General features: G+C 60.7%; 37 protein-coding genes. 2 read left to right on the forward strand and 35 right to left on the reverse strand.

The features are described 5' to 3' along the window. Window positions 1–108: 108 nt before the first annotated feature. The 16 genes from IV500_RS04170 to IV500_RS04245 form a co-directional block, all read right to left on the reverse strand. The gene (locus IV500_RS04170) at window positions 109–750 is read right to left on the reverse strand and encodes an RtcB family protein (RefSeq protein WP_446680229.1); all 642 of its coding nucleotides are present in this window, start codon (window positions 748–750) and stop codon (window positions 109–111) included. A gap of 86 nt (window positions 751–836) precedes the next feature. After that, window positions 837–1,034 carry a hypothetical protein gene (locus tag IV500_RS04175; RefSeq protein ID WP_196395575.1) on the reverse strand — a complete coding sequence of 66 codons (198 nt, stop codon included), beginning with the start codon at window positions 1,032–1,034 and terminating at the stop codon, window positions 837–839. Between the two features lie 25 nt (window positions 1,035–1,059). Continuing rightward, on the reverse strand, window positions 1,060–1,356 hold the full coding sequence (locus IV500_RS04180) for a hypothetical protein (protein ID WP_196395576.1): 297 nt from the start codon (window positions 1,354–1,356) through the stop codon (window positions 1,060–1,062). Next, complete coding sequence (locus tag IV500_RS04185; RefSeq protein WP_230854475.1) at window positions 1,353–1,646, reverse strand: hypothetical protein; 294 nt, start codon at window positions 1,644–1,646, stop codon at window positions 1,353–1,355. The genes IV500_RS04180 and IV500_RS04185 overlap by 4 nt, the downstream gene beginning before the upstream one ends. Further along, window positions 1,643–1,789: a hypothetical protein gene (locus IV500_RS04190; protein ID WP_196395577.1), complete on the reverse strand. Its 147-nt coding sequence runs from the start codon at window positions 1,787–1,789 to the stop codon at window positions 1,643–1,645. The genes IV500_RS04185 and IV500_RS04190 overlap by 4 nt, the downstream gene beginning before the upstream one ends. A 79-nt stretch (window positions 1,790–1,868) precedes the next feature. Then, on the reverse strand, window positions 1,869–2,234 hold the full coding sequence (locus IV500_RS04195; RefSeq protein WP_196395578.1) for a hypothetical protein: 366 nt from the start codon (window positions 2,232–2,234) through the stop codon (window positions 1,869–1,871). Then, the gene (locus IV500_RS04200; RefSeq protein ID WP_196395579.1) at window positions 2,227–2,562 is read right to left on the reverse strand and encodes a hypothetical protein; all 336 of its coding nucleotides are present in this window, start codon (window positions 2,560–2,562) and stop codon (window positions 2,227–2,229) included. The genes IV500_RS04195 and IV500_RS04200 overlap by 8 nt, the downstream gene beginning before the upstream one ends. After that, window positions 2,559–2,861, reverse strand: a complete 303-nt coding sequence (locus IV500_RS04205; protein WP_196395580.1) for a hypothetical protein — start codon at window positions 2,859–2,861, stop codon at window positions 2,559–2,561. The genes IV500_RS04200 and IV500_RS04205 overlap by 4 nt, the downstream gene beginning before the upstream one ends. A gap of 260 nt (window positions 2,862–3,121) precedes the next feature. Next, window positions 3,122–3,541 (reverse strand): hypothetical protein, encoded by a 420-nt coding sequence (locus tag IV500_RS04210; RefSeq protein WP_196395581.1) that lies wholly within the window; start codon window positions 3,539–3,541, stop codon window positions 3,122–3,124. 391 nt (window positions 3,542–3,932) lie between these two features. Continuing rightward, window positions 3,933–4,274, reverse strand: a complete 342-nt coding sequence (locus tag IV500_RS04215; RefSeq protein ID WP_196395582.1) for a hypothetical protein — start codon at window positions 4,272–4,274, stop codon at window positions 3,933–3,935. Between the two features lie 2 nt (window positions 4,275–4,276). Further along, the gene (locus IV500_RS04220; RefSeq protein WP_196395583.1) at window positions 4,277–4,882 is read right to left on the reverse strand and encodes a hypothetical protein; all 606 of its coding nucleotides are present in this window, start codon (window positions 4,880–4,882) and stop codon (window positions 4,277–4,279) included. Window positions 4,883–4,926: 44 nt separating this feature from the next. After that, window positions 4,927–5,346 (reverse strand): hypothetical protein, encoded by a 420-nt coding sequence (locus IV500_RS04225; protein ID WP_196395584.1) that lies wholly within the window; start codon window positions 5,344–5,346, stop codon window positions 4,927–4,929. A gap of 57 nt (window positions 5,347–5,403) precedes the next feature. Next, window positions 5,404–5,856, reverse strand: coding sequence for a hypothetical protein (locus tag IV500_RS04230; RefSeq protein ID WP_196395585.1), 453 nt, complete (start codon window positions 5,854–5,856; stop codon window positions 5,404–5,406). 93 nt (window positions 5,857–5,949) lie between these two features. Next, window positions 5,950–6,720 carry a VWA domain-containing protein gene (locus tag IV500_RS04235; RefSeq protein WP_196395586.1) on the reverse strand — a complete coding sequence of 257 codons (771 nt, stop codon included), beginning with the start codon at window positions 6,718–6,720 and terminating at the stop codon, window positions 5,950–5,952. A 141-nt stretch (window positions 6,721–6,861) separates the two neighbouring features. Then, window positions 6,862–7,572 carry a hypothetical protein gene (locus tag IV500_RS04240; RefSeq protein WP_196395587.1) on the reverse strand — a complete coding sequence of 237 codons (711 nt, stop codon included), beginning with the start codon at window positions 7,570–7,572 and terminating at the stop codon, window positions 6,862–6,864. Between the two features lie 2 nt (window positions 7,573–7,574). Next, window positions 7,575–7,949, reverse strand: a complete 375-nt coding sequence (locus IV500_RS04245; protein ID WP_196395588.1) for a hypothetical protein — start codon at window positions 7,947–7,949, stop codon at window positions 7,575–7,577. A gap of 96 nt (window positions 7,950–8,045) precedes the next feature. Between IV500_RS04245 and IV500_RS04250 the strand changes: the two genes are divergently transcribed. Further along, window positions 8,046–8,645, forward strand: a complete 600-nt coding sequence (locus tag IV500_RS04250) for a hypothetical protein (protein WP_196395589.1) — start codon at window positions 8,046–8,048, stop codon at window positions 8,643–8,645. Between the two features lie 75 nt (window positions 8,646–8,720). Here IV500_RS04250 and IV500_RS04255 read toward each other — a convergent pair whose 3' ends face one another. The 16 genes from IV500_RS04255 to IV500_RS21325 form a co-directional block, all read right to left on the reverse strand. Further along, entirely contained in the window at window positions 8,721–9,818 is a 1,098-nt protein-coding gene (locus IV500_RS04255) for an AI-2E family transporter (RefSeq protein ID WP_312875828.1), read from the reverse strand. Between the two features lie 113 nt (window positions 9,819–9,931). After that, window positions 9,932–10,651 carry a J domain-containing protein gene (locus tag IV500_RS22095; protein ID WP_230854477.1) on the reverse strand — a complete coding sequence of 240 codons (720 nt, stop codon included), beginning with the start codon at window positions 10,649–10,651 and terminating at the stop codon, window positions 9,932–9,934. A gap of 486 nt (window positions 10,652–11,137) precedes the next feature. Then, entirely contained in the window at window positions 11,138–12,430 is a 1,293-nt protein-coding gene (locus IV500_RS22100) for a CAP domain-containing protein (protein WP_312875829.1), read from the reverse strand. Window positions 12,431–12,612: 182 nt separating this feature from the next. After that, window positions 12,613–13,098 carry a hypothetical protein gene (locus IV500_RS04270; RefSeq protein ID WP_196395592.1) on the reverse strand — a complete coding sequence of 162 codons (486 nt, stop codon included), beginning with the start codon at window positions 13,096–13,098 and terminating at the stop codon, window positions 12,613–12,615. A gap of 112 nt (window positions 13,099–13,210) precedes the next feature. Beyond that, the gene (locus tag IV500_RS04275; RefSeq protein WP_196395593.1) at window positions 13,211–14,413 is read right to left on the reverse strand and encodes a helicase associated domain-containing protein; all 1,203 of its coding nucleotides are present in this window, start codon (window positions 14,411–14,413) and stop codon (window positions 13,211–13,213) included. A gap of 92 nt (window positions 14,414–14,505) precedes the next feature. Continuing rightward, window positions 14,506–14,901 carry a DUF2493 domain-containing protein gene (locus IV500_RS04280; protein WP_196395594.1) on the reverse strand — a complete coding sequence of 132 codons (396 nt, stop codon included), beginning with the start codon at window positions 14,899–14,901 and terminating at the stop codon, window positions 14,506–14,508. Then, window positions 14,901–15,206 (reverse strand): hypothetical protein, encoded by a 306-nt coding sequence (locus tag IV500_RS04285; protein WP_196395595.1) that lies wholly within the window; start codon window positions 15,204–15,206, stop codon window positions 14,901–14,903. Before IV500_RS04285 ends, IV500_RS04280 begins: the two co-directional genes overlap by 1 nt. Before the next feature lie 190 nt (window positions 15,207–15,396). Then, the gene (locus IV500_RS04290) at window positions 15,397–15,807 is read right to left on the reverse strand and encodes a hypothetical protein (protein WP_196395596.1); all 411 of its coding nucleotides are present in this window, start codon (window positions 15,805–15,807) and stop codon (window positions 15,397–15,399) included. Then, complete coding sequence (locus IV500_RS04295) at window positions 15,800–16,240, reverse strand: hypothetical protein (protein ID WP_196395597.1); 441 nt, start codon at window positions 16,238–16,240, stop codon at window positions 15,800–15,802. The genes IV500_RS04290 and IV500_RS04295 overlap by 8 nt, the downstream gene beginning before the upstream one ends. 164 nt (window positions 16,241–16,404) lie before the next feature. Next, window positions 16,405–16,737, reverse strand: a complete 333-nt coding sequence (locus tag IV500_RS04300) for a hypothetical protein (RefSeq protein WP_196395598.1) — start codon at window positions 16,735–16,737, stop codon at window positions 16,405–16,407. 73 nt (window positions 16,738–16,810) lie between these two features. Continuing rightward, complete coding sequence (locus tag IV500_RS04305; RefSeq protein ID WP_196395599.1) at window positions 16,811–17,206, reverse strand: hypothetical protein; 396 nt, start codon at window positions 17,204–17,206, stop codon at window positions 16,811–16,813. An 84-nt stretch (window positions 17,207–17,290) separates the two neighbouring features. Continuing rightward, complete coding sequence (locus IV500_RS04310) at window positions 17,291–17,662, reverse strand: PH domain-containing protein (RefSeq protein ID WP_196395600.1); 372 nt, start codon at window positions 17,660–17,662, stop codon at window positions 17,291–17,293. Window positions 17,663–17,705: 43 nt separating this feature from the next. Beyond that, the gene (locus IV500_RS04315) at window positions 17,706–18,116 is read right to left on the reverse strand and encodes a TM2 domain-containing protein (RefSeq protein ID WP_230854479.1); all 411 of its coding nucleotides are present in this window, start codon (window positions 18,114–18,116) and stop codon (window positions 17,706–17,708) included. 126 nt (window positions 18,117–18,242) lie between these two features. Further along, entirely contained in the window at window positions 18,243–18,518 is a 276-nt protein-coding gene (locus tag IV500_RS04320; RefSeq protein ID WP_196395601.1) for a hypothetical protein, read from the reverse strand. A gap of 139 nt (window positions 18,519–18,657) precedes the next feature. Continuing rightward, window positions 18,658–19,635: a class 1b ribonucleoside-diphosphate reductase subunit beta gene (nrdF, locus tag IV500_RS04325; protein WP_196395602.1), complete on the reverse strand. Its 978-nt coding sequence runs from the start codon at window positions 19,633–19,635 to the stop codon at window positions 18,658–18,660. A gap of 128 nt (window positions 19,636–19,763) precedes the next feature. Continuing rightward, a complete protein-coding gene (locus IV500_RS21325) occupies window positions 19,764–20,648 on the reverse strand; it encodes a DUF2510 domain-containing protein (protein ID WP_312875830.1) in 885 nt (294 codons plus the stop codon). A gap of 218 nt (window positions 20,649–20,866) precedes the next feature. Here IV500_RS21325 and IV500_RS04335 point away from each other — a divergent pair, with 218 nt between their 5' ends. Further along, a complete protein-coding gene (locus IV500_RS04335; protein ID WP_196395603.1) occupies window positions 20,867–22,417 on the forward strand; it encodes an RCC1 domain-containing protein in 1,551 nt (516 codons plus the stop codon). Between the two features lie 79 nt (window positions 22,418–22,496). Here IV500_RS04335 and IV500_RS21870 read toward each other — a convergent pair whose 3' ends face one another. From IV500_RS21870 to IV500_RS04345, 3 genes are read right to left on the reverse strand one after another with little or no spacing between them, the layout of a single operon-like run. Next, entirely contained in the window at window positions 22,497–22,628 is a 132-nt protein-coding gene (locus IV500_RS21870) for a hypothetical protein (RefSeq protein ID WP_281063988.1), read from the reverse strand. Between the two features lie 32 nt (window positions 22,629–22,660). After that, the gene (locus tag IV500_RS22105) at window positions 22,661–23,221 is read right to left on the reverse strand and encodes a M15 family metallopeptidase (protein ID WP_196395604.1); all 561 of its coding nucleotides are present in this window, start codon (window positions 23,219–23,221) and stop codon (window positions 22,661–22,663) included. Next, complete coding sequence (locus IV500_RS04345) at window positions 23,218–23,706, reverse strand: GNAT family N-acetyltransferase (protein ID WP_196395605.1); 489 nt, start codon at window positions 23,704–23,706, stop codon at window positions 23,218–23,220. The genes IV500_RS22105 and IV500_RS04345 overlap by 4 nt, the downstream gene beginning before the upstream one ends. Between the last annotated feature and the right edge of the window lie 57 nt (window positions 23,707–23,763).

Genomic DNA, 23,763 nt, shown 5'->3' on the forward strand with positions numbered 1-23,763 from the left:
CATCAAGAAAATCATCACACCTTTATTATCTCACATTATGGGCGTAATTAACAGTTTCCAGGCAAGAAAAACCGCGGAGAATCAACAAACCATCCAACGCCCAGCCAGCTATGTCCAGAGCCCTGAGTCCTTGTCTACGATTCCGTTGTTGTGGCTCAGGCCCTTGGCGATATCGATATGGACCTCTGCCAGGGACTTGCCGATGTTCCGTGACCCGCTGTGCAGCGTGAGCCAGACGTTGCCGACTTCATCGACGCAGACTTCGATGAAGTGGTTGCCGCCGCCGAGGGTTCCGAGCTGTGAATGGGCGCGCGATTCCAACTTCTGGACTGAGGGGTGCAAGTCCTTGAACCCCGCCCAGAAGCCCTTGACCCCGCTCTCGAGGCCGAGTCGCTTCAGGTTCACTTCGCGGTTGTGGGAGTTGAAACCGACCGGTATGGCCATTTCGATGGCTTGCCGAAGAACGTGCAGGTTGTCCAGATCATTCTCTGTCAGGGATGTCTTGACGGCAGAGACGCCGCAGCCGATGTCCACGCCGACGGCGGACGGGGATACTGCCTGGCGCATAGCGATGACGGACCCGACCGTAGCACCTTTGCCCAGGTGGACGTCCGGCATTACACGGACGCCGTGGACCCATTCCAGGGAGGCGATGTTGCGGAGCTGCTGTAAGGCAGCGGGTTCGACGTCATACTCGTGCGCCCAGAGGTGGACGGGACGTGCGGTGCCTCGCATTTCAATCGGAAACATTTTTTCCCTAACCAATAGCTTTGTCAGCTGAAGTAAGACAGTGTCATGCGGCTTGGTACCTCAGTCCGCTAAAGGACGGGGCGCGCTCACCAGCCGTCATCTTCGACGGACAGCTCGACGACGACGTAGCGTTCACGCCTGCCGGCGGCAGCTGTTTCAGCCCGCAAAGTTTCAGCGGCACTCTCAGCATCTGCGAGGGTTGGGTGAACGTCGGACCCGTACGGAATGCCGGGTTGACCCGAAGCCTGGTTGAACTCGATGACGATGAAGCCGATATCTCTCATGTGCCTCATGTGTACGGCATCTGCTTTAGCTGTCCCCAAGGGCTGCCGCAGCGGTCATGCACGGGTACTGAATGCCTGGTCCACAGGCGGCGCAGTGCTGCGCAGCCCTGATGCTCGGTGGTTCGCAGTCCTCACCGGAACACTGCTCGTGAAAGTCAGTTTCGGCTGCCTCCGTAGCGGCAAACGTTTTCTCTGCCCACCGGTCGTGGTGATAGCGGCTGACAGGCGCATGGATGGCCAGTACCGCGCTCAAAGCAGTGTGCATGCCAGCGAGATCTGTCTTGGCGTTGCCGAGCAGGTTCGCGTTCGCTCGGCCGCTCATTGGGAACCCTTTCGCGCAGCGGCAGCCCTGCGTTCCTCGACCCGTTCCAAGGCGCGGTACTTGGCCCGCAGACGCCGCAGCCGGGCCACCTTCTCAGGTGACCAGCCGTGCCGCGCTGCGACGGAGGACATCCCTGCCCCCCACCCAACGGTAATCCCGTAAATCCAGGCTGTCTCGCGCCCTATGCTCCAGTCCAGGCCACCGAAGGCGATCGCTGAATGGATCGCCTCCAGTGGGTCGTCCCGACGTCCGGCGGTGACCAGGTCGTTCGCCATTACGTGTGCCGTCATGGTGCCGGATCTTCCGGTTTCACATCCGGCACCGCGGTACGGTTAGGTTTTACGGGTAAGCGTTGCATAAAACGCCCCGCAAACATGAGGATTACGCCAAAACCCACGACAACTTGCCCTGCGTAGCTGAGAATTTCAAGCATGGTCAGTTTTTCCGTTCTTCTGAAACGTTCAGGCCTTTGGTCAGGAACCGGGGGAGCTTGAAAAAATTCGATGGTTCGTTCATGCAATTTCTGCTTTCAGGGCGGCCTGTTCAGCTTTGCCTTCTAGTGCGACGATGCGGATAAGCTCGTTATGAACGTCATTTGCAGCAGGAAAAGGCTGCTGGTCCCCTGCGGTCCATCGGTCCCTCCAGGTGTTGATGAGCCGCCAAATGGCAGTGTCAATTGTCTCGGTCACCAACAGTACGGACGCTTCGGAAAGAGGCATCTGCCGGGTCCACGGCTCGTCGCGCGCATAGGCTGCGTGCAGTTCGGCTGAGGCAGCAAAAATGCGCTCCGAGTACGGGATGACGGGCTCTTTGGCGTCATAGCCGAAGGGCCACATACCCACCTCGGGGCCGTCCGTTTCCGCAATTTGGTCAGACATCTGACAAACCTGCGACCGGCTCCCAAGGGAGATCGAGCCGGCGTTCGACACTCTTGCCGCGCTCGAGGAAATGCCTGACGGAAGCCTGCTCACGCAGAGTAACCCACCCCGCGGCGACAGCGTTGAAGCGGTACTCGTAAGGACTGTCATCGCTGCTGTTGTTGGTTTGTTGAGCCCGCAATTCTGCGATACCGGCGGAGAGTTCGTCGTGAAGTTCGGCGATGCGCAGACCAAGTCGGGAACCGACTTCACTGCCGGTCATGCCGTCGCAGAGCGCGCCGAGAACCATCCGGGTGCGTTCGATCTTTTCCAGGGGCGTGGCGCTCATACCGGCACCACGATCGAGTTTTCAAGGGCGGTCAGGACATCTTCAGGGCTTGGAACCGTATACGCCGGGGCGCCGGTCGCGATGACGGCCTGCCAAAGGGTCTGGTGGATGCCGACGAGGATGGTCCGGCAATCCTCCCAGTTCTCCTTCGTCGGGGTTTCCAGGAAGTTGAAGACACGGGCACGCATCTCCGCGTTGATTGGTTTCGAAAACAAGTTGAGGCAGCGGGCCAGGGCGACGAAAATGCGTTCCGCGTCGTTGGCGGCCGTTGAAGTGATGCTCGGTAGTGAGGTATCCATACCCATCATGTGTACGGAATTAGGGGTTGCGCTCACCGGGGGCATCCCAAGCAATCGTTTCTAGTCCAGCCAGTGCAGCGGGAAGCTCATCATTGTTTTCGGCGGCGACTTGGCATTGCTTTTCGAGTTCGTCCTTGATGGCGTAGAACGTCCGGTTGGGCTGGTAGTTGTGGCCGTCTTTGAGGGCGAGGAAGATGATCTCCTCGCAGGCCGGATGCGGCCAGGTCTTGCCACGGGGGGGGGGTCAGCCACCAACGTTCTCAGTGGCCTCTTAACTTCGACAGTGCTCCGGTGATCTTTGCAAATTCCATCTGATTACCGTCACGGGTGACCATAACTCTCGTAGCTTCGCCGTTTATAGTGAAGTTCGCAAAAGCCTGGGCGCCTTCGCCGGTATTCCTAAGGAGCTCCATGAAGTTCTTGTCGCTTGTGGCGCTGTAGTCGTTGGAGAGGACATGCTCAAATTTCTGGTTGGCTTCAGATTCGGCCAATCCTTGAATCACGGGGATGGCGAAGGCCCCGACCCCCACAATCAAAGCGGCCACTACCAAGCCGGATACAAACCACCGGCGCTTAGTGGCTTTGTAGAAGGTAAAACAAAGCACAGCAGTGGCTGAGAGGCCGAAGCCGACGAATGTCAGTACCGTCCCAAATTGGCTGAAATAGCCTTCGATATTCAAGGTGTTCCTTTCGTGGCCAGCACGTGGCCGTCAATAGGTAGGGTGCTCATGGGATCATGTATGCGGAGCTAGCGGCACAGCTCACCGCTACGGACGCAATCTATTGGCGTTCCCCGGCGGTCTGCAGACACGCGTCCGGGCGTCAGATGCCGGCCCTGGTTAGCCTCGGCGTGGTGCCGTCGGGCTCACGGTTTCCCGCCTTTACGCAGTAGGGGAAGCTGACCTTGGTTTTGCCATACTTTGCCGCAGGCGAGGCAGTGCCGATACCGCCACCCCCATCCCGTTCCGGGAGCGTACCGCGACCAGTGCTTTTCCATGATTCCTTCTCTGAATGTAATTTGAATGAAATGCCTTATGCGTCTGATAGGTCCGTACCAGCCCTATTGGGCGGTCACTGTGGGAAGCGCATTACGTCTGCGCCCTCCAGTGGCAGATCGCCATCGATAAGGAGCTGTCCGGCACCTGGTTTGATGGTGTAGCCGAAAGGCTTCTCATCCACGAAGACGACAGCGAGATTGCCCTGAACCAGCATCGTGATCTGGAATGTTGTCATCGCAGCGCCACCGATGCCGCCCCATGGTCCGGCAGTACTCCCAAACATTGTGGGCCGGGAGTAGGCGCGTACCTGCCTCGGGTTGATCCGGTAGCCGTCGGGAAGGCAGTGGTTCAGATGCTCCATTGTGTCGTCATCGAGCAGGCGGGTCGTGATGAAATCGGGTCGGCCGTAAGCCATGGTCACTCCTCGTGGATTTTCTGGCTGAAATGTTTGGGATTGCACCACAACCCGGCAAGGTGCAGGTCGGCTGGGCGGAGCCGGTAGACGACGGCGCCGCCGCGGCTGGAGGACTCCCAGAAGCAGAAGTGGAACATTGTCTGCGCCAGATGGCTGAGCACCTGTTCGCACCCGGACCAGCCGCCTGTAACCATCTTGACTTCCACCTTTGGCTGACCCCAGTAATCTTCGATGTCCGACCGGCGTACAGAGCCGTAACCGGCCATCAACTCCGCAACGTAGTCGATGAGTTCGTTGGGTGAGCCGGGAAAGGCATCCAGATAGGCCAGCGCCTCGTCGGACGGATAGCCGTCCTCGTCGAACAGTTCCTCCGGGTATTCGGCCGGCGTCGGCGCGTGGCCGTCCGGGCTCACTGCAACCGGTTCATGCACCGTCGCCAACTCAACCCGCAGCCGGTCAATGACGCCCAACAAGTGGTTGATGTCGGACCATTCGCGGACACCACCGATCAGGCCGGAAGTGTTACGTGCTTCAGCGCGGGCACGGATGCCGGCAAGCATCCTGTCGTCGTCCGCAGCCATGTTTTCTGCATGGGGTTTTTCGCTCATGGGCATCATGTGTGAGGCAGGCCGGGCCTCGCTCACCGTGCTGGTCACTGGTCGACTGGTTCCAAGATGACGCGGTAGCCGTCGACGATGATCTGCCGGCTCTGACCTGTTGCCTGCACCTGCTCGTATCCGGCAGCTACCGTTCTGGCCTCAGGATATGCAAGCCGGTAGTTGCTCGAGCTTGTTTGGCCGATGTTCTGGCCGACCACGTAGGCGGGCGTCTTGTCGTGATATTCAGTAGAGCCGGCCTCCCAGGATGCATAGGTCTTGGCGACATTCTGCATTTCTTTCGCCAGCCATAAACGGATAGTCGCTGAGCTCACCAACTGAGGGAGTGAGTCTTTGAAGCGCTCGTTCAGGTCGCTTGCAAGTTCTGTAACTGCCGAACGCATGGCTACGAGTACGGTCAAGCTGAGTTCGTCACGGGCGGTTGCGGCTAATTCCGGAAAATCATCAAGCTGCATGTGGGTTTCTTCCCTACGAGGACTAATCGGGGTTTTATCCAGAAGAATCTGGTCGGGTTAGATCCCAGGATGCCGGCTGTTGGGTTCCTCGAAAGGAGCAAGGGTGATGTGCTGGTCGCGGATCAGAATGACTTCAGTCTTGCCCGTCGTTTCGACTCTTTGTCGGGCTTCGACGACCTCGTCCATGCTTGGAAAAGTCCTTCTCAGGCTCGGGAGCGACAGCTGCGCGGCTTCGGCAATATTGGAGAGAGTGTCCTCCTGGGCCCTTGCTTCACCGGCGTCGGCTTCTACTACTGCACGAAGGGCCACACGGAGTTGCTCGACAAGGTACAAACGCGCGAGCATGACGGACAAACCTGTCTCTTCGCTGAGCCGGGTCGCCCCCCTACCCACGGTGTCACCAACGATGTCGAGGGCTTCAGAAACCCAACCCTCGGTTGAACGTTCCGGCTGAACGGAGAGACGGCGTAGCACGCTGCGGTTGATCGCATTCTGAGGGTTTTGGGTCATGGGCATTATGTGTGAGGCGTCGGGCAGCGCCCTCACCACCTGATGGAGCGCCGAGGCTGCCGAGACGATCCACGCCCCGGCAGCCTGCAAGCATTACTGCACGAGGCCGGCGCCGCGGGCTGCGTTGAGCCAGTCAGGGTACTCCTCCAGCAGGACACGGAACAGCTCATCATCGTTGAGCTTGTCGACGTCGGCGACATCCTGGTAGTTGGCGTTGTCGACTTTCCGGCCAGGCATCTCATCGAGCTTTTCCAGGAACGGGATGGGTGTCGGGCTGATCGAAATGAACTTCCAGAACACCGGGTGTTCGGCTGCGGCGATCAAGCCTTTCGTCGCCTCGGTCCTCGAGTCGGGGGCACCGTCTGTGAGGAAAATGACGTACACGGGTTCCTTCACCGGAAGGGACGTCAGTTCTACTGGGGCCGGTCCTTTGAGCCGTCCAAACAGGGTGCGCTTCTGCGGCGCCGACGGTGACGCGACGAACCCGTAGTGCTTCAGGACGGATGAGAAAGCTGCCGCGTAATTGGTGGTGCCCATATGCCGGCCCTTGCGGAGGCGGTCAACACTGCCTTTGTAGTTGTCCAGGGAGATTTCGCCAAGATAGTCAGCGTCGGAATCGAAGACGAAGAAATCGATCTGGCCGTCGTCGTCGAACTGGGTGCCCAGGACGAGTGCTTTTTCGGCAAACCGCTGCATGGCTCCGGATGAATACTGCCGGGACATGGAGCCGGAGTGGTCCAGCACGAAGGCAACCTTCGCTTTGTGTCCGGTCAGCCCTGCGCGATCAAGTGCCCCTGTGGCCTCCTTGGCAAGCGAGAGGAGAGCAGGTGCAGTTTCTTCGATTTTTTTGAGGCTAAGAGCCATGGGGATTCCATTTCTGTGAGTTGTAACAAAGGGGAAATAGGTGGGTGGCTACCCAGCCGACTAAGAGATGCCACTGAATGGGCTTGTCTGTCAGCTTCGGTGCAGGAAAATCACATATGGGCCGAGCTTACCGGGCGTCCATCAGGCCGCCGCCGTTTCGAAGAGGTCGACAACCTTTTCCATGGTGGTCCGTCCGGGACGGAACTCCAACGCCCACTCCCTGCGGAACCGCAGGTCATTCACAGCGTCGAGGGTCGCTTTCTCCTGGTCGGTGATGGCCGGACCGCATTCGCAGCCCGCGTCGGTCATTTCTTCCAGCTCTCCGAACACCGATTCCAGTTCGGCTGCCTTGTCGTTGTAGGTCTCACGGGAAACGAAATGGCGGGTGATCCACAGCGCGATCTGATCAGTGCTCAGATTCGTGTCCAGGGCGGAGAGCCCAGCGGAGGCTGCCTCGGCGGCGCGGATGTCTTCGACAGTGGCTGCTGGATCAATGGTGCGGAACCGTTCCGCGACGGATTCGGGGACCGGCAGGATTTTGTACGCTTCCGCCTGCCTGTGCTCCAAGGCTGTGGCTTGATTGGCAAGCCCGGCGATTACCGTGTTGATCTCTTCGGGAAGTTCATTGGGCGATCCGTCGATCCATATTGTTCGCGCTTCGGTGCCGTCAGCCTGGAAATGAACGGACGGTGTAACGACTCCCGTGCCCTCATCAGGACAGGTACGGGATGAACGAGGCCTCGGGAACAGGAAAGATGCCGCGCCGGATTCGCCGTCATCGCTAAGGATGGTGGAGGTGTATCCGATAGTGGATACGGTAACGATGGTGTTCCGGAGTTTTGACGCTTCCATGATCAGGCTGCCAGGCGGTCTTCAAGGAAGGAGAACGCGGTGATGTACGTTGCCAGTGGCTGCGCTTCTTCCGGGTTCTTTTTGCCGGACGGGATTACCACGTGAATAAACCCGACACGTGTCCCGGCACCGATGGCGATTGTGGCGGCATCGACGAAGGTGTCGATGCGGAACTGGGGGATATCGGTCGCGGCCGGACGCTTGATGACGAACTGGAGATCCGAGGGGACATCCAAGGTCACGTGCACGGTCCGGTGATCCTTCGGTACGGCTTCGGCTGCAGTCCGCTGGTGTCGGTAAATCTCAGTGGGGCCAGTCTTCAAACTGGCCACAGTGGCGTCCATGGGGACATTCGCAAACGCTTTAATAACGGTCATGAATCCCATGTGTGAGGCAGCCACCGGAACCCTCCCCGGTCGGCCTCGGATGCGACATCGTCGGACGAAAGGTTCAGATGCCGCACACTAATAGGTATGAACGCTTTCGATGAGTCCAAGCATCCGCGCAGCCGGGGGAAGTTCGCTGCCGTATCCCATCGCGAACCAGCAGTGACCCTCAGCGAAAAAGGTTTCGATGCCCGGTATTGGGGCCTCCCGGCGCTGCGTCCGGGGTCGTGGGTGTTCGGAAATAAATCGTGTGCGGAAATCTTAGCCGGATCCGTTGTCGATGGTCCGCTGTCAAGAGGGTCAGTCCAGCAGGAAAATCTCGACGCCTTTGCCCGCTGGGAGAGTGCCGCGCTGAACCACGGCACGGCTGAAGGGAAGGAGTTCGCTGCAGGCCTTGAGGATGGCATCCGAACTTTGCATGGCACCGGTGCGGGCGATTCCGCAGCCGGTCTGCTGGGGACCGCACCGCTGGCTCCGACAACCCACCCGTCACGGGTCAACTGGCAGCTTCGGCTGCGGTCTGCGTCCAGTGAAGCCCGGTACCGTGGCCAACTGGCGGCAGGGGTGATCCTTTCCGGGGCCGAGAAGTGGTGGGGTATTTCCGACGACCTGGATCTGGCGATCCTCGGGTCGGCCGAGAGCACCCCTCGCCCAGCCGGTGCATGGTCGTCCCTCTCCTCCCGGTAAGCCGCTAACCGCATCAGAGCACTGGTAGGTGTCGATTATCGGGGCGATGCCCATCTTGAGCCCGGAATGCAGGTGTCAGACTGCTGTAACTTCTGCCGCGGTTTCGGCGGGAGCGGGTGCTCCCCGTCCTGACCAGGTCTTGTAAACGGTCCATCCGACGGCGGTAAGCGGGACGGCCAGCAGCGCCCCGGTGATGCCGGCGAGCATGGTTCCGGCGGCGAGGGCGAGCAGGATGGCAAGTCCATGGATACTCAGGACCCGGCCCATCAGGACTGGCTGGAGGAAATGGTGCTCGAGCTGGTTGACACCAATGACGACAGCCAGCACGATCAGGGCGGTGACCGGTCCGTTGGAGATCAACGCGATAGCCACAGCGAAGCTTCCTGCCGCTGTCGCTCCGACAATCGGGATGAAACCGCCGATGAAGATGAACACGCCCAGGGGCAGAGCAAGCGGGACACCCAGAATGGCCAGGGCGATCCCAACGACGAGACCGTCAACGGCGGCGACAATGGCTGTACCGCGGACATAGCCGCCCAACACGAGGGTTGAGCGTTCGGCAGCCAGACGCGCTTTCGTCTGGTGGTTAGCTGGCATGAACCCAATGAGGAAGTCCCGGATCTTGTCCCCGTCGAGCAGGAAGAAGAACAATGTGACGGCCATGAGCACGAGGCCGGCGAGGATTTCCCCGACGGTCCGTGCCCCGGTGAGCGCTTCGCTGCCAAAGGTGCTGGAGGTGAAGAAGTTCCTGATGGAGTCCCAGGCGGAGGTTAGCTGTTCGTCGCTGACGGGGATCGGTCCGTCATTCAAGAAGACGTGCAGCTGGTCGATGCCCGTTGCCGCCTTGGCGGCCAGCTCTTTTGACTGAGCCCGGACGAGGAAACCGACGCCGGTGATAACGCTTCCGAACATGGTCAGAATACCGACGAAGGACGCTCCAGTTGCCGCTATGCGGGACCAGCCGCGAGTGGTCAGCCAGCGCACCAGCGGCGCAATGGCGGAGGCCAGAATGAGCGCGATCGTCACAGGGATGATGACGACCGGTACTCGGGTCAGGGACCACAGCACGGCACAGGCGAGGGCGCCGACAAGGAGGGTCTGGGCGGAGCGGATGCCGGCGCGGCCGAGGCCATCGGACCAGATGGCCGATACGGTGGTGCGGGTTTCAGACACGGTGATTCTCTCTTTCAAAGGATGATGGGCTGCCGAGGCGACAATCGTGGCGTTAGCTCGTCCAACCACACGGGTGCGCATGGGTCCCATGTGTGAGGTGCCGCAGGCGGCTCTCACCGGATCCAGTGGGCCAGTGGTTCTCTGATGCGTATTGCCAGGCCGGTGACGAAGCTGAGGATGATCCCAGTGACCAGGGCTGGGATCCAAACATCCAGGGATCCGGTGGCAGTGATAAATGCGAAACCGCCCGACGCGGCCGCGCACCCGAAAGGGGTCTTCAGCGCTGTGCTGAGGTCATCGGCGACGGTGGCTACCAGTGTTCCGAAAGTCCACAGCACGGCGTAGACGATGGCAGGGAGACTCTGGAACGTCAGCATGCGAACCCCCTCCTTGGGCTGTACGAGCTGCCAAAGCTGAATCTCCTGGAACAGCCAGTAACCGCTTAACACGACAAATACGGAGGCAATGGCGCCGATCTTGATTCGCCGGATTTTTACTTCTCGTCCGGATTGGGCGCGCTGCTGTGAGGGGGCCTCAGAATCCGCTGGGTGGTATTGCTGCTCGGGTTCTTCAAAGCGGTAAAACTGTGCTGGCTCTGCAGGGGCTGCCGGTTCCGCCTGCGGGGCTGTGACTTTATTCAGTTCACGGTCATAGGCGGCACGCTTCAGCGGATCGGAGAGGGTCTCGTAGGCATCCTGGACTGACCGGAACAGGGGTGTCATGTCTTCACCGTTGCGGTCCGGATGTGTCTTGGCCGCAAGTTTCCGGTAGGCCTTCTTAATATCGTCCGGGGCGGCGTCGACCCGGACGCCGAGCACGTCGTAGCGGTTCATGACAGCCATCCTGCTGGCAGGGCAGGGCCGCATGTCAACTGCTGGCGGTCGGTGTGATCCAAGGGTCGCGGCCTTTCCAATGGCTTCTACCCTGAAATATGCGTAGATATTACGATGACGGCCCTACTCGGGCAGTAAGGAGGGCCGGGAAGTCAGACTTCCCGGCCCTTCTATGTTGAAGGACGACGCCCGTCGGGGGTTGAACCCGCCCGGTCCGAAGACCGGTAGCGACTCTGCACGCTCTCAGCTCCGCCCTTCTCACCCGTCGGCTACCCTCGGGAGGCCACTCTTTCCGGGCCTCTTTGTCCATGGCCGGTAATCGATTCCGGGCCCCGTCTTAGGGGGTTCCAATCTAGGACCAGGTGGACTGGTGCCGACCAGTCTCCCTGTCCGTCCTCCGGGTCGCGCTTTCCCCGTTCTTCGGAACCCGGTTTCCCGGACTTGGACCTCATGTGTGAGGCACAGGTAATGCGGCTCACCGTGTGGTTAGTGGGCCCATCGATACATGAAGGCGGCCATGGCGTCGCGGTTCACGCTTTGCACTGATTTGAAAGTCCGGGTGCCGTTGTCTTCGGTCCAGCCGCTGGAGATCCCCTTCGCGGACAGCCAGGAAATTTCTTTGAAGAACTGCTGTCCTGTGGAAACGTCCCCGAACGGGGAGTTCCTTGGGGTGTTGAACGCCGGTGAGCCAGAGAGACGGTACATGAACGCGGCCATGGCATCCCGGTTCACGGATTCGAAGGGCCGGTACGTCTTGGTGCCGTTCGCTTCGGTCCAGCCGGTGGAAATCTTCTTGGAAGCGAGCCAGGCCATTTCTTTGTAGAACTGCTGCCCGGTGGAGACGTCCGCGAAAGGGGATTTCTTGGGCGCTGTATACGTGGGCGAACCGGCGAGGCGATACATGAACGCAGCCATGGCATCCCGGTTCACGGTATCGAAGGGCCGGTACGTCTTGGTGCCGTTCGCTTCAGCCCAGCCTGTTGAGATATGCCTGTCCGCAAGCCAGTTCATTTCAGTGAGGAACTGCTGCCCGGCACGCAAGTCGCCGAAAGGGGACGCTGGTGCTGGTGCTGGTGCTGGTGCTGGTGCTGGTGCTGGTGCTGGTGCCTGCACAGAAGAGCGATAGCCGGCCATGTTAGAGACGACCATATGCCAGCCCGCGTACGGTCCGGAGGTCGGTATAACATAGCCGACGCCGGCGTCGGTTTCGCGGCCGTCCAGCATGGCGGCCTTGTGTGAGGGCGAATTCATCCACCAGTCGACAATGTTTTGGGGCGTGAAATTGAAACCGATGATTTCGGCGTACCACGTCGCGCCAGCTGAAATCCTCGGGCCGCCACCGTCGGCCCGGTGGATGGTCCCCCAATCAAAGTTGGGGTCCTTGGTGGCTTCACCAAGATGGTTCGCCCATTCCTGGGAGACGTCAGCGACCTTTTGGTTCCAGCGCAGAGCAGGCACCCCGACATTGCGGCGCTGGGCGTTCATCAGGTCGAGGACCTGCGCAGCGTAGGTGTCGGTGGAGTCTGAATTTACAGTGGCGGACAGCGGATTCCTGGCAGTCGTGCCAGCCGGTGTCAGAGCACCCCCCTTTGGCAGGGTCATATCCGCTGGTGGTTTAGGCGTCCCCGGCATAACAGGTACGAGATCGGAGCTGACCCCAACGGATGGGGTGTCAGTCGGTCCGGCAGCGGACGCTCCCGTGGACGGGAGCGAAGCGCAGCCCAGGGCAAGGGCAAGAGCAAGGGGCAGCGTGTAAACGCTGAGGGCAAACTTTTTCATAACCAGAATTTCTTATCGGGGACATCGCATGCCCGGCTCACATGCGGCCGGTGGCGTAACCCGGATCATGTGTGCGGCATTCACGAAAAGTGTCTCCACCTCATCGGCAGTTCACCGTCCTTTATCGGCACAACCGGTCCGGAGAGTAAGGCTGGGCCTGCCGGAGATGTCCCAACCCACCGTCAGCTGGTGACGGCCGCGTCAAGGGAGCGCATCATGGTCTGCACCTGGTTGCCGGTCAGGCATCCGGTTTCAGTATCATCGTTGAGCGGTTCGGGAGCAGGAATGAGGTCTGTGGTGAAGAAGTGCTTCCCGGTCGCTGATCTGCTGACGACGACAAAACACGCACCGCGGGCTCCGGGCTGCGTGGCAAAGCGGCGCGGCCCGGCCGCGGCACGGAAGGGTGGTAGGTAGCCTTCGGATTCGAGGCCGGCCAGGTCTATGAACGTGCCGTCCATGATCCGGGCGAGCCCCTGCGCGGTGGCGATCTGGGCTGCGTTCTGTTGGGCGGCACTGTCGTGGGCCATTGGGATGGCGTTGCCGGCCGATGATGCCGCCACCCCTCCTATAAGGCTGGTGACGACGACACCGACCAGGGCCCCGGCAGCGTTGATTGAACCCCTATCGGATTTCAGGGAGGAGATTTTCTGACAGAACTGAAGGAGCATCTTCGGACCTCACCTCGCGGAACGATGGAGGTCATAGTGAACCACCCGGGGCAGACATCCATCGACACCATGGGGCAGCCAAGGGGCCAGCCCCAGAGGCTGCCTCGCTGGATTACACGGTGGCGCCCCGACCCCGCCAACCGGGAACGCTGGCATCAAGGCGCTCGGTTCTGGTCGGGTCCGTAGTCCTGCGCTGCTTTTCCATCCACCGGCCCAGTGATTTCTCAGCTACCTCAGAGCTTCTTGTGTGGGGCAAACAGCCGTGGCCGGAAACGTAGGTTTTCAGTTCGTTCAACCGTGCATCCCATTTGTCATCGAGTGTCACGTGCCAACCAGGGATGGATGCGTCCAGAAGTGTCCGGGCATCAGAAGATGCGGCGTGGCGTTGGTAGATAAGCCACATCGCAAGGGTCTTCGCTTCACCGGTGTCCGTCCGGTCCGGGAACCTGCCATTGGTGTCGTGGAAGGCCATTACGGACTCATGGCGATCCTTCCACGACACCAATGTCGGTTGCCATCCCGGGATCAAACGGTCGAGGGTGGAACGCTGCTCATCGGTGGCGCGACGGGACTGGTCAGATACCCATACGGCCAGGCGGCGCTGCACGTCGTCAGCGCCACCGGACGGAAGCCGCCCGTTGTCGGCGAGAAACTTCCTCACCGCGGTCAACGAATCTTCCCACGATCGCAGACCGGGGTGGTTGCCCCGCCAGCCTGGTGCGGCATTGTCCAGGGCAGTAACCCGTTCAGGTCTGGGGTTCATGCGCTCCCCTTTCAGCCAGTTGGCGAGGTGCCTTTCGGAAGCGTCCTGCCCGGTCTGGTGCGGGATGTGGCCGTGCTGCTTCACAAACACCGCGATCTGATCCACAGTCACGGTCCAGGCCTGATGCTGCGATTCGCGCCAGTCAGGGATCCTCTCGTCCAGGCGGGCTACCCGCTCCGGGGTTGCCGTGCGGCGCTGGTGCACCAGCCAGTAGCCGAGGAGTTTCTCGGCACGGTTCGAACTTTTGGAGCGGGGGTGATGACCATGGGCGGCTGCGAACACCGCTGCTGCCTCCATTTTCGTCTCCCACTGGGAAGTGCGGGACTCCCCCCTCCAGCCGGGCAGGTCCTTGTCCAACGTGTTGGCACGTGCTGGACCGGCACGCATCCTCTGGACTGAAAGCCAGGAGGCAAGCTTACGTTCGGTGGTTTCCTTTGCGCCCTGCACGGGAAGCCGGCCTTTCTCTGCCTGGAACCGGATAATGGCCGCAAGGTTGCGCGCCCAGCGTTCCTGCCACGTCGCGCTGGCCGGGGAAGAAACTGTCGGTGCCATGTCGATGCCGTACTTTCTGGTTTTACCCCGGTCCTACACCGGGTGTCTATGCCTCATGTGTGGGGACGTGTGTGTTTCGCTCATCGGCGATGTCAGCCGGCTTCCGAGGTTACCTCATGGATTGTGACCGGAATGCTCTTTTTTTGTGCATATTTCAGGGTGTGGGTGGCGCCGTTGGAACCGTCCAGAATGAACGCGATCAGGTGGTCCGGGCCGGTGTCCACCATGGCGGCATTGCGGGTGAAACCTGCTCTCTTGTCGGTGGTTCCGTCCGGCGTTTTCCATTGTGCCGGGTGCCGTTCGACCGTGAGCCCGTTGTGGGTCCAGATTTCTTCGCAGATCCGGTCGGCACCTTTCGGGCACGCCCCGGAGACGAGGACGGCTTCCGGGTTCCTGCCGGTGGAGTCCCACCAGTTCCGGAGGGCATCACGGATAACAGCGCGATCGGTCCAGGCGCGGGAGCCGGTGATGAGCAGGCGTGGTGGCATCAGTACGACGCATTCTCGGCGAGAGCTGCCTTGATCTCAGGGAACGCGGACATGCGCTGGTCTGCCAGTTCCAGCGCAGCAGCAGCTGTCTCCTGCTTGCGGATTAACCGGCAAAGCTGGGTATAGGCGATGAGGTTGGCGGTCTCAAGATTCGCATTGGCTTTCGCCTGCTCTTCGGCGACGGCGAGTGTTGCCTGCGCGAGGATGGCAGTCATGGTCATCGCCTCCGTCGGCTGGGCACCGCTTCCGGTGATTTCCTTCATGAGGTTGAGACCGTTAACGGCGGCTTTATAGTGCTCGTTCATTTGCTTTCCTTCGGTGGTCGGGTTGCGACCTGCAGCCGCGAAGCAGGTCAGGATATGTGGATGCGACGGCGGAGAAGCCCCCGCAGGTCTCACGGCGCCGGACTCATCAGTGCCGAGCAGAGGGGCAATATGTTCGACGTAGCCGGCGGCCACCCCGCATGAGGAAGACAGGATGCCGGATGCCGCCGTCCTAGTCTGCGGCGTGGCTTTCGAGCGCAGCCTCCTCTGCCCGCTGTCGGGCATTTGCGGCACGGCGCTGGTTCCGGCGTACAAGCCAGTACATCCTGTCGGCATGGTGCGCGGCCGAGTGGATGTTGGCGAGCCGCCGGACAGTGCGTGCGGCACGGAGCCGCGCGACCAGGTTCCAGACTGGAGGCTTCACCCGGCAGGCTTTGAAATAGCGGCTGGCAGCCTCCTCTTCCAAGGCGGTGGCGCGCGCATGGGCGAGATCCTCTGTGGGTTCCAGGGCCGCGATTTCCAGGTAGCGCACGACTTCGTCCTCGCCCTTGCTCCGGCGGCGCGATGCAGAGGCCTTGTAGTCGGCGATGAGCCAGTCCAGGACCGGGTGACCCTCCTGCTGTGATTCGGGAGTTTCAGCCACCGTTTAGTCCCCCCTTCCTCGGCCCGAACGACCAGGAGAGCCGGCACGGCTGGCCGGTGGTGGCGCAGGCGCGGAAGTAGCCGACGGCGCCTTGGGAGTTTCGGCCGAAGGGCTGGATCCAGTCCAGGGACGGGGCGGCATTGAGACCTCGGATTTGGCCCGGGCCTTCGACAGTCCAGGTGATGCCGGTCGTTTCGGTTGTGGGCCAGGTGAGCATCCCGATCGCGGACAGCCGGCGCGCTGTTTCGAGGTACGGCTCCATGCGAGACTCACGGGTTTCGGCCCGGTTGCCGATCCATTCACCCCAGGTCATGCTGGCGTGGCCTGTGGCGGCGAATTCGCGTCGGGCCAGCACTTCCGCGGCGAAGTCGATGAGCAACGCGGTTTCGTCCTGCTGCGGGTATTCGGCACGCTTTGCGTCTGTGTAGGTCAATGGGTCACCTTTCGCTCCGCTGTCACAGCTATGGTCCAGACGGTGTGGACAATCGTTTCGTTCGGTCTCATATGGATGCTCGCTTCTGATACGTCGAGTCGCTTCACCAGGGTGTCTGCGGAGAAGGCTGTTGCTGTCCCCCGCTGCCCCGGGTGCTGGCTCCCTTAGGCTTCCAGCCCGAGCTCAGCGGCCTTGGTGGTCATGGCGTCATTGATGGCCTGCCAGTCGTTGTCTGTGGCATCGCCCAGGTTTTTCAGGGCCGTGATGCGGTCAGCCCAAAGCGCGTCCGCGACAGCGTCTTCTTTGCCTTCCTGGATGGAACCCAGGTCTTCGGTGATGAGGTCGCCGCGCTGAAAGACGGTGAACGGGACGTCGTGGTTACGCAAAATCTTTGTCGCCAGGCCGATCAGCTGATCCTCAGTGACCATGGCCTGGTCGGATATCAGGTGGGCGTATGCGGGGCCGACAAGCTGCTGAAGATCGAAGTGTACGGTCATGGTGTCCTCCAAATTGGGTAGTTTCTCTGCTTCTTATGTGTGCGGCAGAGGTATTTCCCTCACCCGTTCGGCGTCAGATGAGGGTATCCGTGTGAGGTTCGGGGACACCGGGCTCTGCTACATCATGCGGCGTGTCGTTGGAGACGAGGATGTCGGTGAGGATTCCGATGACATGGGCGCGGAGAACCAGGATGTCCCCGGTGAGTGCCGGCCAGCCGGTGGCCGTGAAAACATCTGTAACGTCCGCGGTGGCGTCCCACAGGACACCCAGAAACGGATCATGGAGATGCACTGCCGCTACGGGCGCCTGCCCTCGCCGATGCTGGCGCATTACGGTGTCTGTCAGCCACACCGCCGCTGCGGACGGAGAAGCAACGAAATGGTTCTCGAACTCCCCGTCGGATATAGACCACAGGACAGAGCTGATCGGGGCTGTTGCGGCCTGGCGGTCCTCGGTTTGTATGCTCATGCCGGCTATGTGTGCGGACAGGAGAGGATCCGGGCACAGCAAAGGGCGGCCGGGATAGTCAGGGCCGCCCCTACTGCACTGCAGCTATCTGGTGCTTAACACGTTCCAGAGGATCAGGTCGTGCGCGTGGCGAGCTTTGTCGTCGCCGCGGAACTCGGCTTCTTTGGTGCTTCCCCCGGTATCGATACCGATGCTGGACGTCGAGGTGAACCGGCCCAGCATCGACTTGTTGGACAGCATGGAAACGGAGCGGATGTTCTTGTACGGCACCGATGTGATCGCAAGCTTGTTGCCCACAAAACCCTTGTCCTGCAAGATGACGCGCATATTGGTGATTCCGACAAAGCCGGTGCCGATACCGATGCAGTCGTAGACCGCATAAACGGTTTCGCCCTGGAGCAGGCCGGCGTTGATCTGTTCGAGCTGTTCGGGCCGATCATGGATAATCTGGGTCAAGGTGTCTCCTTTGGTTGTTGATGGGTGCGGGGTTGATCCAAGGTCAGTCGCGGAGCGGGACACCGTGGGCGTCGAGACGGAAGCTGGTGGCTGCGGCGATGATCATGATTCCCTCGACGAAGCCCCACACCCCGACGGCAACGAGGCTAAGCCCGAATGTAAAGAAGGGCAGAACGAGCGCGAGTACGAGCTGGATGACTGCAACCCCAATGAAGCCCAGATAGAAGCGGTGGATGCCAAAACAGCCAAGGAAGATGCCTAGGAGCCCAGCGACAAGCCTGGACTTGGGTTGCCGATAACCGTACGGAAAGTTGGGTATTGGCTGGTGCTGTGACATCTGCTGCTGCTGCTGCTGATATGAGGGCGCCGGAAGGTCGCCTTGGTACGGCGGCTCAGATGGCCCAGCGAAGCCTTTCGGTGGTGCGTCATTGGTATCAGGATAGGGCTGTGTCATGGGTGCCTTTCGGTGGAGTGATGATACGGCTCTCAGCGATCGTGGGTTTCCTTCGGGAAATGTATTCCACTAGATCACTTGCCGTCATTGGTCTGGCAGAACGGATCTACATTGGAGCCGGAGCCTTTACCCGAAGGCGCCGCGGGCATCCGATTCGTTATCGAAAAGACGGCAACCCCAGTAGGTCCAGGTGCCGTTCCTGCGCCGCCGGAAAAGATGGCGACTGTCGCTGGCCCGACTGTATTGGCGCACCGCGTCGTCCAGGGTTTCAGCCATGATGGGTGACTCGTTCAACGCCCAGGCAGTTTCCGATTCGCCGGTCGCCGCGAATCCCTCAGCCCAGATCGTCCACGAAGGGGATACCTCTACCGCTGCTCTGGGGTCTTCCGTTATAGTCGTCATAGCGGCGTCCTTTCTGGGTCGTCGGCGTCAGTATTGCGGGGCTGTGTTGGGCCAACTTTGCGGGTCAACTGCCACCGAAGTTGTCACACTTTGACTGCTCAAATACTGCGCAATTGCTCAGTTAGGTCGGGGTCTCACATCAGAAATCCCAGTCGTCGTCTTCGGTGGCTGCAGCCTTGGATGATCCGACAATGTAGCTGCTCCCGCTGCCGCTGAAGAAGTCGTGATTCTCGTCCGCGTTCGGTGACAAGGCCGAAAGGATCGCCGGACTGACGTCCGTGGTGTCGCTGGCAAACATCGGCTCATAACCGAGGTTCATGAGTGCCTTATTGGCGTTGTAATGCAGGAACTTTTTGACGTCCTCGGCCAGTCCGACGGAATCATAAAGGTCGTGCGTGTACTGCACTTCGTTCTCGTAGAGCTCCATCAGCAGCTCGTACGTGTACCCCTTGAGCTCGTCCCTACGGGCTTCGGAGACTTTTTCGAGCCCCTTCTGGTACTTGTACCCGATGTAGTAACCGTGAACAGCTTCGTCCTTGATGATGAGGCGGATCAGGTCGGCGGTGTTTGTCAGCTTGGCGCGCGAGGACCAGTACATCGGCAGGTAGAAGCCGGAATAGAACAGGAACCCTTCAAGCAAAGTGGAGGCGATCTTGCGTTTGAGCGGGTCATCACCTTCGTAATAGTCCATGACGATCTGGGCCTTCTTCTGAAGGTGCTCGTTCTCAACCGACCAGCGGAATGCCTCGTCGATCTCTTTGGTTGAGCAGAGCGTCGAAAAGATGGAGGAGTACGACTTGGCGTGCACTGACTCCATGAAAGCGATGTTCGTGTAGACAGCCTCTTCGTGGGGCGTGATGGCGTCCGGGATGAGGCTGACGGCGCCGACGGTGCCCTGGATGGTATCCAGCAGGGTCAGGCCGGTGAAGACGCGCATGGTGAGCAGCTGCTCTTCCGGGGTCAGGGTCGCCCAGGACTGTACATCGTTGGACAGCGGGATTTTCTCCGGCAACCAGAAGTTGTTGACCAGGCGGTTCCAGACGTCAACGTCTTTCTCGTCCTGGATGCGGTTCCAGTTGATGGCGGAAACGCGGTCAATCAGTTTCAGGGATCCCATGGGGTTCTTCTTTCGTAGTGCTCTGGCCAGACCAGGGCCGGTAATGCCGGCAGATGTTCAAGGTGTCTGGCTTTCCCTATGCGGCCCGGAGAGCGACGGCCGTTTCAGGGCCGCATAGGGTGCTCGGTTCAGGCGTCGGCGTCCATTGTTTCGTTCTGGGCGCGCCGGTCTAGTAGACCTTTTCGGAGGAGGAAAATTCCCCCTCCGATCTCGGCTGTGCGCTTGATGAGTGTCCAAACACCACCAATAACTGCGAGTACCCCGATCCATGGAGCGAACGTCAGGAACACCTTGAAGAAACCGGACGGCGGGATGGCTGCTGTAGCAGCGACGTCGTCGGGATAGTAGGTGACGTCGATCTTTTCGCCTTTCATGTACGGGCAGGGACTCTGGCTCACGCTGGAGCGCACGACGTAGGATTTTCCGTCCACAACAAGCTCAGCGACGGGCGTGCAGTTGCCTTTGTCGTTGACCTGCACATTTGTGACCGTGGCCTGTGTATGGATGGTGCCGGCACGGGGTACCTCGTTGTGCAGGGGCATGCCGGGGGTCAACGACAGAAAAAGCCACACAACGCCGAAGATGATGGTTCCGATGGCTCCTTTCAGGCCTTGCCGATTCTGCCCGAATCCGACGACACCATCTGCGATCAGTGCCCCGCCGGCGGCCGCAGTTCCTCCCGCCCTCACGCCAGGGTCGCCCACGTATCTCCTGGCCGTGCCGATCAGCGCCTCCGGGGACCACGGTCGTGAGGCCTGTGCGCCGGGGTTGGCGGCGGCCGCATACTGCGGAACGGTCTGCGCAGCTTCCGGGGCGTGCACGGACACCGGTACGGCTTCCTGGGCTGGGGGCAGCGGCTGTTTGTGACCTGTCCACCCGTTGCCATCCCAGTACCCCATCATGCCTGGTTCATTGGCTAGAGGGTACCAACCGGGCGCTGAGCTCATGTCTGCCTTTCGGACCGGATAACTGGTTGCTTCGACTGCCCTGAAACATGCGTAGTTTTTGCCCATGTAGCTGTTGTCCGGCGACTACCCCATGCCGCTGTGACATCGGCCGCTACCCGATCGCCAACGTCGGGGCACGCTGGTCGCTGACCGGTCCAGGGTCTCGCGGTGGCATCGGGTGCAGCCCTTTACCGCCGAATGAAGCTGCCTGATCAGTTTTTGCGCGGGGCCGGACTTCTGTATGTTGACAGGTTCCAAAAAAGCCGGAAAGAGGAGCACATATAGTGCAGCGTTTACAGACTGCAAGGGCACTTGCCAATGAGCGGGGTGCCTTTGACCTGCCCTCCATCATCGTGGGTGTGGTCGTCGTCGGAATCCTCACCGCGGGGGTGCTGGCGGCCATTTTCGGGGTCATCCCGTTCGCGCAGGACCACGGAGCCCGGCAGGACCTAGGCGCAGTCCGGACCGCTGAAGGAGTCTCTAAAGCCAAAGAAAGCCATTACCAGCCCAGCACCGGGCTCCAGACCAGCGGTTACCTGCACCCGTCCCCGGTGGTAGCTGTAGGCGCTGACACTGCTGGGTCCTGCTATGTGGCGATCGCCGTGGCTGGTTCCGGGAACCTGTTCTACGACACCAACGCCACCGGCTCCCCGCAGCCGTACACAACCGGCACCGACACCGGATGCATTACACTCGCCGCCCAGCGGGCATTGGTCGCCGCCATCGGGGGTAACCCTAAAGCGTCTCCTCCCTTGGTCGGTTGGGGGTACGACGGTAACGGACAACTCGGCGACGGTACCTTCACAGATCACTGGAACTCACCTGTTAGTGTCACAGCCTTCACCGGCATGGCTGTCACCAAGGTGGCCGCTGGGAATGGCCAAACGTGCGCAGTCGCGGATGGGGACACATGGTGCTGGGGCAACAACTACGCCGGCGAGCTCGGCATTGGTGAGAACACATCCGCCCGGAACACACCTGTGAAAATTCCGGCCTTGGAAGGAAAAACCATCACCGCCCTGACCTCTGGAGCCGGCCAGACGTGCGCTGCCGCAGAAGGCGACACTTGGTGCTGGGGCAATAATTACGCCAGCCAGATCGGTGACGGGACCACCATCACACGGAACTCACCCGTGAAAGTCGCAGGTCTGACCGGCACTACCATCACCGCCCTGGCAGCTGGAGGCTCCCACACGTGCGCGGCCACGGACGAGGGTATCTGGTGCTGGGGTCAAAACAGTTTCGGCCAACTCGGTAACGGCAACTCGACAGACCAAAGCACACCTGTGAAGGTCACGGGTGAGACCGGTCTGACTGGCCGGAATGTCACCGCACTGACCGCCGGAACCTTCCACACATGCGCTATCGCGGACGGGACCGCCTGGTGCTGGGGAAACGACGGCAAAGGTGAACTCGGTGACGGGACCACTAATAACAGGAGCAGGCCCGTGAAAGTTGCCGGGCTGGCAGGTAAGACCATCACCACCATCGCCTCTGGATACGGTCACACCTGCGCGGCCGCGGATGACGGCGTCTGGTGCTGGGGCGAAAACAGCTCCGGCCAACTGGGTGACGGCACCACCGCCAATCAGAGCACTCCCGTAAAAGTCACCGGCCTGAACGGGAAGAAAATCACCTCTCTGGCCACCGGATATGCGCACACGTGCGCGCTCTCGGACGGGGAAACCTGGTGCTGGGGATTCAATGGCTTCGGCCAGCTCGGCGACGGCACCACCACCAACCGGAGCCAACCTGTGAAAGCAGCCGGTATGGCCGGTAAGTCGGTAACGGCCCTGAGTGCAGGATATTACCTGACGATGGCGATGGTGAAGTAAGCCCTGCTATCTCCGGATAACAGAAAGCCCCGACGATATATCCGCCGGGGCTTTCTGTTAGAAACTTACTCGGGGCGCATCAAAGTGCGCAGGAGACACAACCATCTACGGCGGTCCCTTCAAGGGCCATCTGGCGCAAACGAATGTAGTAGAGCGTTTTGATTCCTTTACGCCCCGCGTAAATCTGCGCTTTGTTGATGTCGCGGGTCATGGCACCTATGTGTGCGGAGCCGGCCCGAGCCGTCACCGTCCCAGCGGCTCGGCCCACTCAAAGTGGTGATAGTCGGGTCTGGCCCAGGACCCGCCCCACTCGAAACCCAGGCCGGTGAGAGTTTTCGTCAGGTGGTGGCTTGCGGTGAGGGCGCCCGGACGGTCCACGCGTTCGATATGCGTAGCCTCCGGGTACCAGCTTCCGTCCCGTGCGAGGTACGGGTTCAGCAGCGGGTTGATGTCCACGGCCAGCCCTAGAGAATGCATGGACACCCTAGTGGTCCCGGCGATGGTGCGGTAGTTGAAGCCCGAGGAGTTGTTGGCGGCCATCGAGGCGTGGTCGTCACCGCGGTAGGCATCATCGTCAACCGGCACTGCCTGCTGGATCGGAAAGCCCAGCTCCAGTGCAGCCGCCAGACCTTCCAGCAGGGATCCGGCGATCGCCCGGTGGACAATGATGGTGCCCTCGTGGACGGCGCCGTCGAAGCCGAGGTGGTCGAAAATGACAGCTTTGAGGTCTGAGACGGGCACCGGGCAGCCACCGCGGTAGGTGTACGGCAACATATCAGCGGTGACGTGCAGGACGTGGTTCACGTCAGGTCCTTCCAGAACATGTTCGTTGACCCGGTGGAGGCCACCAGCGCGTAGCCGTTCCGGAGGTAGAAGTTCGTCGCCGGCCGCTTTCCGTCGCTGTAGAGGGTGCTGTTGGTCAGCATCACTGCCTTTGCCTCCGGAACCAAGAGTCCTTCGACTAGCTTGAGCATGGCAGTGCCAACACCTGTGGACCGGCAGCCGGCATGGACGGTGATGTTCATCAGCTCGACCAGGTCTGGAGCCATGTAGCCGCAGTAGGCAAAGCCCGTTACATAGCCCTCGGAGACCGCGACAGCCGACGGGAAGCTCTCCAGGGCTTCTTCGATGAGCCGCAGGCTCGGTTCCCGGTCCAGTTGCTCCCGGAACAGGTCTGCGATGCCGGCCAGGTCACCGGACGAGCCGTGACGGACCGTCGGTGCTTCCAGGAGCGCGGCCGGTTTCCGGTTGGCTGTAGTGAGCAGCGGTGAATGTGCGATAAGAGGCATCGGTGCGCTTCCCCGTCCTGAGATGCTGGGTTTCCGTGGCGCTTGTTTCGCGCCTCA

This window comes from Arthrobacter terrae (genome assembly GCF_015708085.1).
GTDB lineage: Bacteria > Actinomycetota > Actinomycetes > Actinomycetales > Micrococcaceae > Arthrobacter_M > Arthrobacter_M terrae.